7 protein-coding genes and 1 pseudogene are annotated in these 12,104 nt (G+C 44.8%); 5 read left to right on the top strand and 3 right to left on the bottom strand.

The window, feature by feature from the left end; genetic code table 11:
* Positions 1 to 1,663 precede the first annotated feature (1,663 nt).
* The gene (locus QUA78_RS30255) at positions 1,664 to 3,880 is read left to right on the top strand and encodes a Calx-beta domain-containing protein (RefSeq protein ID WP_333305417.1); all 2,217 of its coding nucleotides are present in this window, start codon (positions 1,664 to 1,666) and stop codon (positions 3,878 to 3,880) included.
* A gap of 459 nt (positions 3,881 to 4,339) precedes the next feature.
* Here QUA78_RS30255 and QUA78_RS30250 read toward each other — a convergent pair whose 3' ends face one another.
* Positions 4,340 to 4,882 (bottom strand): DUF4129 domain-containing protein, encoded by a 543-nt coding sequence (locus tag QUA78_RS30250; RefSeq protein ID WP_333305419.1) that lies wholly within the window; start codon positions 4,880 to 4,882, stop codon positions 4,340 to 4,342.
* A gap of 478 nt (positions 4,883 to 5,360) precedes the next feature.
* On the opposite strand from QUA78_RS30250, the gene QUA78_RS30245 reads away from it, so the two are divergent.
* The 4 genes from QUA78_RS30245 (at position 5,361) to QUA78_RS30230 (ending at position 10,383) form a co-directional block, all read left to right on the top strand.
* Positions 5,361 to 7,088, top strand: a complete 1,728-nt coding sequence (locus QUA78_RS30245) for a diflavin flavoprotein (RefSeq protein ID WP_333305421.1) — start codon at positions 5,361 to 5,363, stop codon at positions 7,086 to 7,088.
* Between the two features lie 345 nt (positions 7,089 to 7,433).
* A complete protein-coding gene (locus QUA78_RS30240) occupies positions 7,434 to 8,063 on the top strand; it encodes a hypothetical protein (RefSeq protein ID WP_333305423.1) in 630 nt (209 codons plus the stop codon).
* Positions 8,056 to 9,801, top strand: coding sequence for a diflavin flavoprotein (locus QUA78_RS30235; RefSeq protein WP_333305424.1), 1,746 nt, complete (start codon positions 8,056 to 8,058; stop codon positions 9,799 to 9,801). The genes QUA78_RS30240 and QUA78_RS30235 overlap by 8 nt, the downstream gene beginning before the upstream one ends.
* Before the next feature lie 372 nt (positions 9,802 to 10,173).
* On the top strand, positions 10,174 to 10,383 hold the full coding sequence (locus QUA78_RS30230; RefSeq protein WP_333026737.1) for a type II toxin-antitoxin system HicB family antitoxin: 210 nt from the start codon (positions 10,174 to 10,176) through the stop codon (positions 10,381 to 10,383).
* 204 nt (positions 10,384 to 10,587) lie between these two features.
* Here the strand turns inward: QUA78_RS30230 and pgsA are convergent, their stop codons facing one another.
* Together pgsA and QUA78_RS30220 are read right to left on the bottom strand one after the other, a co-directional pair.
* On the bottom strand, positions 10,588 to 11,106 hold the full coding sequence (gene pgsA / locus QUA78_RS30225) for a CDP-diacylglycerol--glycerol-3-phosphate 3-phosphatidyltransferase (RefSeq protein ID WP_333305426.1): 519 nt from the start codon (positions 11,104 to 11,106) through the stop codon (positions 10,588 to 10,590).
* Between the two features lie 207 nt (positions 11,107 to 11,313).
* Positions 11,314 to 12,015: pseudogene (locus QUA78_RS30220) on the bottom strand (ADP-ribosylglycohydrolase family protein); the annotation flags it as partial.
* Positions 12,016 to 12,104: the final 89 nt, after the last annotated feature.

Genomic DNA, 12,104 nt, shown 5'->3' with positions numbered 1-12,104 from the left:
GAGCAACAGCTTGCCTTCTGTTAAAAGGCAGCTACTTTTAGCTGTGACCATTTTTTAGTCTAAACTCCAGTAATTAACCGGACTTGATATTAATTATTAACTTGCTGCCGATCAGCCTGATATACAACCTCTAAGCTGTTGTGCATTTAAACTGTGATACAAGCATTACCCTTGTTTTAAAGTTTTCGACTCCATTTAATAATTAACATTCCTTCATTTAAAAGCTGATGCAATAAATATTCTACCTCTGCCACTGATTAAAACAGTCGATTAGCAATATATTTTTTTGTCGAATGGCATAGCCATTCAATTAAGTTATTATAGTCCGAGGCTGTATTTTGGGATAAATTATCCATGAAGATTTGGCATTGATGTTTCAATTTTATCCAGGGAATCTTTTTTATTATGAAAATTAGCACGAGCAAGAATAATCACAATCTTTGGTTTTTTTTAAGCTAAATTTGATGCTTGATTGCCAGCTTCTACTATTCAAAAATTAGCTCTGTGTAAAAATGAGAACTTTATAAAAATGGCTCTTCCTTACTTAGTAAGCCAAAATATTAGTTTAACGAGTCAAACAGCCTCCAACAGCGTTAATTGAATCAAAAAAATAATTAATTTAACTAAAATATTGCTAAAAAACTTTATTCTACAAGGATGCTGGGCGTTGTTTGCAACAAATTAGCATAGTAAGTATGGCAGACCTCATATGTTGCACCATTCTCAATAACAGGCCGAAAAGCTTGTTCATAAAAAGCTTGTTGAAAAGGGTGCAATATATCAGGAATTTCCAAGATAATTAGAATTATTTTTCTGATATTTCTGTGTTATTCCTCTTTAAAAGCTTTCTGTAATTTCTCTATCTCTTTTGGATTGAGATGATTTTTGGCTGGCATTTTTGTAAGAATTGAATAAATCAAGTTTCTTCTATTATAGTCTATTTCCCGAACAGATTAGCAGGCTAATGATAATTATTGCCGTAAGGGCGATCGCTCCCAACAACCACAACCTACTTTTGTAAAATTTCACCAGTCGTTAAGTAAGTACAAATAAATATAACATGAGGGGGGTTTTGAATGAATCAACTCACTCCTCATATAGAACCCATTTGAGATATTTTAGCAATCGTAAATCACATTACGGATCACCAATAAACTTGGTTTTTTACCATCGCATTTTTAATGGAATCAGATTTAACTTACGCCCGAACCTCAATTTTCAGAAATTCCCAACTGGGTTATGCTTAGACATATAAATTACTGAGTATTTTTACTTATAACTGTCTCTGCTGATTCACTTTTGTCCGCTGAAGCAGTGAACGCTGCCTCTTGGGGGGCCGGCATCTGGGATTTAAGGTCTCCTCTACAGATGTGGAAAACCCGCTTTTTATAGGGCTGAAAAAAAGATCGCACTTTTTCCGGATAAAACTTATTGATGATGAAAGTTAAACATCTCTATGTAAATAAGTGTAATTATTTACACTCTACATTCGATCGGGGGCAATCATACCTTCAGATGCTTATTGGGCAAGCATTTTTACTTGATTTACCTGCACGTACTGAGGACGAAATTTTTCTTGCAGTGACAGATCGCTACAAGAAAGCCCAACCTCTGGTTTTCAGTCACTTCTAATCCTTAATTACTCATCATTAAAACAGAAGCTATGGCTACTTCAATCACTGGTTCTTTGGGTCAAAACACTAATTACAGCAGCATTAGTGACCTGATCGCACAATGGCCTACTGCCGCCCAGAATCAAGGCATCCAACTGTCTGGGATAGCTTTTGATGGCTTTGAAACGAACTACACTAACCCTACTCCCATCAGCAACCTCACGTTAGCAACGAACGAAACCCCTAAAAGCGGGTTGAGCTACGGCGGTACCGGTGGTATTGGTGTCCTAGGCTCTTATAGTGGTTGGTTTACCGATGTCAATAAATTGCGGGCGGAAATCAACTATGACCCCAACACCAATCAATCTCAGGTGCTGAAGGTGAAATGGGCAGATAACAAAGACATCACTAGCGCCACGATCGGCCTGAGTGGATTACTTCCCAAATCAAGTTCTACAGTGAACGATCAAGGCGATGAAGTTGGTTTGCTGCAACTCTTTAATAATGGGGCGCCGGTATCGGCCAGCAATTTTACGATCACTCGCAACGATGCTCCGAGCGCTCCAAAACCGATCGGTGTGTCTTCAAATGGAGTGACTGTCACTGGCGATCGTGCCGATGGCGATTTCACATTCCAGATACAAGCAAATTCCACTAGCGTTGCTTTTGACGAACTGCGGTTTTCCGCCACAGCCTACGCGAACCCCACCGCTGCCTACCTCGCTACCTCCACCAAAACCGATAGTTCTGACTACCTAGTGCGGAGTATTCAATATCAAGGCATTGATGTGACACCAACTCCGACGCCGACTCCGACATCTCCAAGTATCTTCCAGTTCGCCCAACCAAATTACACGGTGGCTGAAGGCGGCGTGGCGACGATTAACGTTACTCGCACCGGTGGCACGGCGGCTGGATCGATTAACTACTCTACTCTTGACGGTTCGGCAAGTTCAACAGGCAGTGCACCGGATTACACTGGAACGTCGGCGGGGGTGTTGAATTTTGCTGCGGGGCAAACTACCGCTAGTTTCACCGTGACGGCTTTGAGTGATTTGACATTGGAATCGCCGGAAACGGTGAATTTGGTGCTCTTCGGTGGCAATGTCGGCAGTAGTCCGTCAATTTTGACGATTAATGATGTGGCGACAACTGGGACGACGCCAACTCCGACGCCGACTCCGACATCTCCAAGTATCTTCCAGTTCGCCCAACCAAATTACACGGTGGCTGAAGGCGGCGTGGCGACGATTAACGTTACTCGCACCGGTGGCACGGCGGCTGGATCGATTAACTACTCTACTCTTGACGGTTCGGCAAGTTCAACAGGCAGTGCACCGGATTACACTGGAACGTCGGCGGGGGTGTTGAATTTTGCTGCGGGGCAAACTACCGCTAGTTTCACCGTGACGGCTTTGAGTGATTTGACATTGGAATCGCCGGAAACGGTGAATTTGGTGCTCTTCGGTGGCAATGTCGGCAGTAGTCCGTCAATTTTGACGATTAATGATGTGGCGACAACTGGGACGACGCCAACTCCGACGCCGACTCCGACGCCAACTCCGGGGACAACTCCGGCGCCAACGGCCGTTCCAAACTATTTCTTCAGTGCGGCTAATTACAGCGTCAACGAGGGCAGCAGTGCGTCGATTACCATCAATCGCAGTGGCAACGTTACGGCAGCGAGTGCAATTTTGTTCAGCACGGCTGACGGTAGTGCTCAGTCTACGGGTTCTCAAGCGGATTACGTCAGTGTGGCTCAAGCGATCAATTTTGCAGCCGGACAAACTAGCGTACAAGTTCCGGTTCAAACTTTATTTGACACTCTCACGGAGTTTAATAATGAAACGGTGGGTTTGTTCTTGAGTGGTGGCAGTGTGGCTAGTCCGTCACTGGCTGTTTTGAGCATTATCGATCCTACTGCTGTGGCTCCGACTTCCTTCTATTACGGTCCGTCTCCTGGTTCTGTTGCTGATGGTACTTCTGGAACTTTTACAATTAATCGGACTGGCAATACTTCGGTTTCGGCTTCGGTCGACTATTTGATTGTTCCTCCTGGTTCTGGTCAACCTACGAACACCATAGACTACAACATTAGTCCATCGGGGAATTTTACTGGAGGCACGGTTAACTTTAATCCCGGTGCAACTAGCGTTAGTCTGATGATTAACAATCTTCCTGGTTTGACTGGTGGGGGGGTGAGTTTAGGCTTTGGCCCCGGTGCGAATATCGCCAATCCGCCATCGACTCAAATTACTTTGCTTTAAGGCTGTTAGTAGGGCGAGGAATCATTGCTCTACTAATATGTCCCGCAAGTAGTTAAATGCTTTTTATCAGTCTGGCTCCTCACTACAGCTTTTTTCAAGAAAGTGAGGTACGCAGGTAAAATCTTCGCTGTGTGACAGTCGCTGGCACCGACAACTAATGGGATTCACCTACAGGGCTGATTGTGGGCGACATCGACCCTAATCCCATTGCTGGTGCTAGTTTCGTGGCTTTCAACCCATTTGCTACTTCGGTCTGATAGAACCATTTCAAGGTCGTACTCTTAGATGCTACGCGCGTTATTCGAGTACGACCTTGAACCCTTGTATATGCAAAGAATTAGATTGCGATTTGCCATTGGCTGGGGGTTTTTGAGATTGTCGGTTTTTGGCAATAATTTTTGGTAAAAGCTGCCCCTCTAATTATCGATTGGATATTATTGTTTTTTTGTGCTTACCTACTTAATCCTTAATTTGTTGATAAGCTTGCTGACACTCTTCAAAGGTTGAGACGGAAGCTTCCCTATTCCCAAAATATAGTTGTTGATGTATTTTTATCAAAGTTTCGTAAGGCGCTGGCTGGGGTAATTGCTCGATTAATTGCAAATATTCGCCATCAGTGCGGCTGGGTTGATCGATCGCAGTTCCGGTATCATTTAACCGCTGCAACGCCGCCATGTAAAGACAGCGGCAAGCTTGGCGGTATTTCCCTTGCTGCTGCAACTTGTGCGATCCCAACAACCACTCTGCTACGGACAAATCTTTAATGGTTTGTTTGGCACTGCCATCAGTGGTTTGATTCCTATTTTTAAAATTATGAATATAAAAACGCGACAGTTGCCAAATCTGCCAACTCGCCCAGACTGCAAGCAAGGCTAAGATTAACCAAAAGGCTGCTTTAGCGATCGCCCACAAGATGGGGGAATCAAACCAAGATGGCAATTTCACATTCGGTATATTTTGGGCAGTTTTTAGTTCCCACCACTCCTCTACTCGCTGTTGCAACTGTCCTAATTACCAACTCAAATTAGTTTTCTCAAAGAAACTTTCAGACATAGCTTTACATCAATGAGTCGATTGTTGCTTGTGGATTGAGAATTGTTTTATTCTATCATTATCCCCAAATCCCCGACTGATTAAAGAAATCGGGGATAAGAGAGCGCGATCGCGTTTTACGTTTGATTAGGTTGACTTACAAACTGAGTCTTTGTCCCTAATCCAAATCGCCGCGCGATCGAGCATCGCATTTGACTGATAGTCTTCTAAAGGGGCGATCGTCCAACCGAGCTAACTCGGCTTGATTACCACAGATATTAGCTTTTTGTCAAGTCTTTAACGGCGACCTTTGGGCGCTGTTACAAATACCGATCGATATCACTTTAGAGATACTTAACAGAGTGATAGGAAATTTGATAAAAATTTACAAAAGAAACGTGTCAGAATGAAGACAATAAGGTAATGGGTAACAGACAAGGAGGCACTGATGGTAGCGCTGACTGAACGAGTCCAACGCAGATTGACGGTGGAAAAAGTCGAAATTGCCTCTGATACAACGGCAATTCGATGCCTGGACTGGGATAGAGACCGCTTTGACATCGAATTCGGACTCAAAAACGGTACAACTTACAATTCATTCATCATTCGCGGTGAAAAAACAGCCCTCGTCGATACCTCGCACGAGAAGTTTCGCCAGCAATACATGGAAACTCTGACGGGCGAAATTGACCCCAAAGAGATTGACTATCTAATTATCAGCCACACCGAACCAGACCACAGCGGTTTAGTCAAAGACGTGTTGGCGCTGGCACCCCAAGCGATTGTTGTTGGCGCGAAAGTAGCCATTCAATTTTTAGAAAATCTTGTACACCAACCATTTGAACGATTGGTAGTCAAAAATGGGGACAAACTAGATTTAGGAAACGGCCACATTATCGAATTTGTATCGGCCCCGAACTTGCACTGGCCCGATACTATTTTCAGCTACGACAGCAAAACTCAAGTGCTGTTTACCTGCGACGCTTTCGGGATGCACTACTGTACCGACAGCACCTTCGATGACGATTTAGCAGCAGTTGAGGAAGATTACCACTTTTATTATGAGTGCTTGATGGCTCCCAATGCTCGATCGGTACTCAGTGCAATGAAACGGATGGCAGAATTGGGAGAAATCGGCACAGTTGCGACCGGTCACGGCCCCTTGCTGAGGTACAACGTCGTCGAGCTCACCGGGCGCTACAAAAAGTGGAGTCAAGAGCAAGCTAAGGCAGAAACCACTGTAGCGGTATTTTACACTTCCGATTACGGATTTAGCGATCGGCTCAGTCAGGCGATCGCCCACGGTATCACCAAAACCGGTGTCGCTGTGGAAATGATGGATTTGAAAACCGCCGACTTGCAAGAAGTTGCGGAACTTGTCGGTAATGCTGTCGGCATTGTAATTTGTTCGCCGCCGAGTGGCGGTACTGCTGCTGCGAATGCCGAAGCTGCCATCAACACAATTTTAGTTGCAGCTAACAACAAACAATCCTTCGGTTTGTGCGAATCCGGCGGCGGCGATGATGTATCTATTTACCCGCTGGGAAACAAGTTCAAAGAATTGGGTTTAAAAGAAGCATTTCCCAACATTGTAATTAAAGAAACGCCGACGGAACCGATTTATCAACTTTGCGACGAAGCCGGCACCGACTTGGGACAGTGGCTGACGCGGGATAAGGCTGTCAAACAGATGAAATCTCTCGACAGCGACCTCGATAAAGCCTTGGGACGGATCAGCGGCGGACTGTACATCATTACCGCTCAAAAAGGCGAGGTTAGCGGTGCGATGCTGGCTTCTTGGGTAACGCAGGCAAGTTTTAAACCGCTGGGTTTAACAATAGCAGTTGCGAAGGATCGGGCGATCGAATCGATGATGCACGCGGGAGATAAATTTGTTCTCAACGTGCTCGAAGAAGGCAATTATCAAACCTTGATGAGGCACTTTTTGAAGCGTTTTCCTCCAGGTGCCGATCGATTTGCCGGAGTTAAAACTCAACCTGCTACCAACGGTTCTCCGATTTTGACAGATGCTTTGGCGTACATGGAGTGCGAAGTAGTCAGCCGGATGGAACTTTCAGATCATCATATCGTATATGCGATCGTCGATAACGGCCGCGTATCCAATCCCGATGCACTGCCGGCAGTTCACCACCGCAAAGTGGGAAATCACTATTAGTAAGTCAGTTGACGGTTGACAGTTGACTGTTGTCAGTTAACTGTTGACTGTTGGCAGTTGTCAGGTGCAAGAGGGAAATTCAACGATTATTGATTTACTGTCTGAGTCAACACACCCCAAACGTATTAGTAAGGTGCGTCAGCCGATGTTTTATTCGACTTCATCATCGACTATCTACTGACGCACCCTACAATTACAGTCCAGGACGCAACTGGCTACGCAAAAACTCTCAACGTTGGGTGCTTGTGGCGCACCTTACCTGGTTCTGGGTGTTGGGTGCGCCACAAGCAGCAAACCGGGCAAACCGTTGTCATTTAGACTCCATTTTAACTAGGGGAATTGCCAATGCCTGCCAATCTTTTAGAAGACCGAGATTACACAATTATTATTGCCAGAAGCGATGCCAGCAGAGACCCCCAACATCCTTGGTACGAGGATTGGGTAGAAGCACAGGCATCTCTGATCGACTTAGCAAAAAAATGTCAGCAATTTGACAGCGACGGCATCACCCTTTACGAAGCTTCTACTCCTATGTGGAAGTATAAAAATTCAAATGTTGCCCGGTTAGCTGAAATTTTGCAGCGACAAAATACGGAACAGGATTCAGCAAACCCGACTGCAATTAATTTGGAAGAAGCTCTGAAAGCAACTTTTAGTGATTATTTCGCAAGCAAACCAAATGCCAAAGGGAAGAACGGAGCAATAATTGTTGCAGTCCTAGATCAAAAACCAGAAAAGACCGCTGCTGTCGCCGAAATTCTTGTAACTGCGGCAAATAAAATAGATAAAGATGAAGAAATTGGAGTCAGCTTTATCCAAATTGGGGACGATATGAAAACCCGGGAATTTCTGATTGACCTGGATACAAATTTACAGGGTAGAGGTGCAAGGTTTGACATTGTAGATACCAAGTTTTGGCACGAAATCAAAAGAAGTTCTGTAGTTCAGTTTCTCATAGGTGCAATTAATGACTAACACTTTGACTCCTAGGCTCGGATCTGATGCTAAACCCCGCGACGTGCAGTTTATCCCGATCGCACTCGATACTTTTATTGTGCGCTCGCGCACTTGGGACAGACTAAAATTTGAAGTCGAGTATTCGCTGCAAAAGGGTACGACAGCAAATAGCTATATTATTCAAGCTGACCAAACTGCTTTGTTCGACCCGCCGGGGGAATCTTTTACTGAAAATTACCTGGAATATTTGCAGCAACGGGTGGACTTGACAAAGCTGGATTACATAATTTTGGGGCATTTCAATGCTAACAGGTCAGTAACAATTAAAGCTCTGTTAGACTTAGCTCCTCAAGTAGCTTTGGTTTGCACGAATCCAGCGGCGATTAATTTACGAGCGGCATTTCCCGACCAAGAATTAAACATTATGATCGTTCGGGGAGAAGAAACTCTCAATTTAGGAAAAGGTCACGCCTTAAAATTCATCGCGACTCCGACTCCTCGCTGGCCCGATCAACTTTGCACCTACGATCCGCAAACTCGAATCGTGTTCACTGACAAACTATTTGGAGCTCACGTTTGCGGCGACCAAGTATTCGATGAAGGCTGGAGCGTTTACAGCGAAGACAGGCGCTATTATTACGATTCTCTGCACGCATCTCAGGCAAAACAAGTGCTGGGGGCAATGGATAAATTAGCGGATTTGCCAACAGCATTTTATGCTCCCGGTCACGGCCCGATCGTCCGTTACGGCCTCCACGAACTGAGCAATTTGTATCGGGAATGGAGCCAGCAACAAAATTCAAAAGACTTGACAGTTGCTTTGATTTATGCTTCGGCTTACGGAAATACGGCTACTTTAGCGCAGGCGATCGCCAAAGGAATTACTAGGGCGGGGGTTGCGGTGGAAAGTATCAACTGCGAATTTGCCGAACCGGGAGAAATTCAAGAGGCGATCGAAAAATGTGCGGGATTTATCATCGGAACTCCCACGCTAGCAGGACACGCTCCGACGCAAATTCAAACTGCTTTGGGAATTGTTTTATCTACCGCAACTAAGAGCAAATTAGCGGGCGTCTTCGGTTCTTTTGGCTGGAGTGGAGAGGCGATCGACTTAGTGGAAAACAAGTTGAAAGATGCCGGCTATCGCATCGGATTTGAACCGATTAGAGCTAAATTTAAGCCGACTGCTGCGACGATTCACGAGTGTACAGAAACGGGAACGGATTTTGCTCAAGCTTTGATTCGATCGCAAAAATTGCGGGCACCGAAACCGCAGTTAGCAGCAGGGAGCGATCGCACTGAACAAGCAGTAGGGAGACTCGTTGGTTCGCTGTGCGTAGTCTCGGCGAAGCGGGAGGATGTCACCAGTGCGATGCTGGCTTCTTGGGTGTCGCAAGCAACGTTTAATCCGCCCGGCGTGACGATTGCGGTGGCGAAAGATCGATCGATCGAATCTTTGATGTACGCCGGAGATAAATTTGTGCTGAATATCTTAGCAGAAGGGCGACAGTTGCGGAAGTATTTCATGAAAAACTTTGCTCCGGGAGAAGACAGATTTGCGGGAGTCGAAACAATGGAAGCTAGCAACGGCTGTCTCGTTTTGACTGATGCTCTAGCTTATCTGGAATGCAAAGTGATAAGTCGGATGGAATGCGGCGATCACTGGGTAGTTTATGCGGCGATTGACAACGGTCATTTGCTCAAAAATGACGGCGTGACAGCGGTGCACTACCGAAAATCTGGGACTCATTATTAAGGAATTTGTCATTCGTCAGAATTTTTGATTCTGGCGAATGATTTCTGACGAATGACTTTCGATCGCCAACTCAGAAATATGTCATCATAAAATAACTGATAACTTGGACAGAGCGTGAGTCAACCAGACAAACTGCTAGCTAAAATCTTACTTGGTAATTCCGACGCCAATATACCCTTTGCTCAACTTTGCCAACTTTTACGCAGACTCGGCTTTGAGGAGAGGAACGGATTCGCGGCAGTCACCACATATTTGCTAAAGATGGTGTTGAAGAAATCCTAAATCTTCAACCCAAAGGCTCCCAAGCCAAAGCATATCAAGTCAGGCAAATTCGTGAGGTAATTCTCAAACACCAACTAGGAGGTGAAAACGATGCTTCGCTATGAAATTATCCTCTACTGGAGTCAAGAAGACCAAGCATTTATTGCCGAAGTGCCGGAATTACCCGGATGCGCTGCGGATGGCGAAACTTATCAAGAAGCACTACAAAATATCGAGATTATTATGCAGGAGTGGATTGAGACGGCTCAGGAATTGGGGCGTTATATTCCTCAACCGAAAGCTCGCTTAATTTCGGCTTAGTTTAATGGGAATTTTAGGCGATTGTCCTGATATTTACTAAAGTTCGATCGCCTCTCTTTTCTCCACATAGAAATGCAAACTTGCATTAAAACAATTAACTTTCTCCCCTTTATATCGCTTTCGCTTGCATCGGTATTGTTCAAATAGTCAACAGTCAACAGTCAACAGTCAACAATTCGGGTATGAGTGCAACCGGAATTGATATTACTTGTCCTCAGCAGTCTTTTCCGGCCACAGATAAATAGCCCCAGAAATCAAAGTTAAAGCCACAGAAACCCAAAAAGCAATTAATGCGGGAAAATTCCACGCATCAGACAGAGGAGCAATTAAAAGTGCGATCGCCACAATCTGACTCACCGTCTTCAATTTGCCCCAAATATTAGCTCCAGAAATCGTAGTTTTATTAACACGCCACCCTGCAATTGTCAACTCCCGACCTAAAATTAAAAACACTGCCCAAGCCGGCACTTTCCCCAACTCAATTAACACTAAAAGCGGCGCGAGCACCAACAATTTATCCACCAAAGGGTCTAGAAACTTTCCCAAATCGGTAATTTGATTCAACTTCCTAGCCAAATAGCCGTCCAGCCAATCAGTAGCCGCAGCTACCACAAAAATAGCGGTGCAAATCCAGCGGCTTTGCGCGCTTGGGTCGTACAAACCGTAGAGCAGAAAAGGCACTCCCAGTAAGCGAGAAAAAGTAATCAAATTAGGCAAATTCATAATAGATAGGACTAAGGCCAACTGGAAAATCAAACAAAGGTATGTAGTTGCGCTTTAGCGCTCTTTCCTAAGCTAAGAGCGCTGAAGCGCAACTACATACCTAAAATTTAACCCTATTTGTGACAGTTGGCCTTAATCCTAATAGAAAAAAGCTGGGCAACGCGCAGTGTAAGGGATTTAACGGATGTAACAGATATCAGGAAGAAGTCAGAAGCCGCTCCTGCAATTCATTAACTGTCGATCCAGTTCTATGATATAATCTAGACCGTAAGATCCATTTTCTAATCCTTGCACCAGATTTTCTGGCAGGTCTTGGGCAATTTCACTGCTACAGGAAGCAGCAGCTAAAGCAATAGTTGCTACTGTATCGACATCTCCCGAAAAGGCAATGCAATCTTGGAGCAGTTTGCTCATACTATCATTTCGCATGACAGCAGTAATAGCGGCTCTAACACAGACCAAACCTTTAGTGCTGACTTCTCCTTGCCAAGGTATCGACCACTCACCAGCAACGTGCCTTTCTAGAAAATTTACCAAATTATTCTTTAAACCTAACTGATAAATAAAGTAATGAGACATCAAAGCGGCCGCTATAGCTGCTTTAATGCCATCGGGAGTGTTGTGAGTAATTGCAGCTTGAACTGTAGCATTTTCGATGACTTTTTCAATACTAGGAAAAATGCCAATGGGGCCGGCTCGCATCGCAGATCCGCTTTTATCGCTAGCGGAGTGAATTTTTGCTAAGAATTCTTTGCCGTCTTGAACTTGTAGCAAAAAATCGTAAAGTTTACCAGCATAACCAAATCGCCGATCGCGGTGAAAAGCTGCAACAAATTTGGTGGCTAAAAGTTCCGGCGTCCAAGGTTCTCGGCTGACGATCGCTTCTGCGACGGCTAAACTCATCTGCGTATCGTCGGTGTAGCATCATTGGTAACAAGTTAAGCTTGTATGGCAGTTGTCAAGGGGATTTGAGAAGATGTGTCAAAGAAAAATTGATG

This window comes from Microcoleus sp. K4-B3, assembly GCF_036704615.1.
Taxonomy (GTDB): Bacteria; Cyanobacteriota; Cyanobacteriia; order Cyanobacteriales; family Microcoleaceae; genus Microcoleus.
The sequence above is the reverse complement of the archived record's forward strand: the minus strand, read 5'-3'. Positions and strand labels throughout refer to the sequence as shown.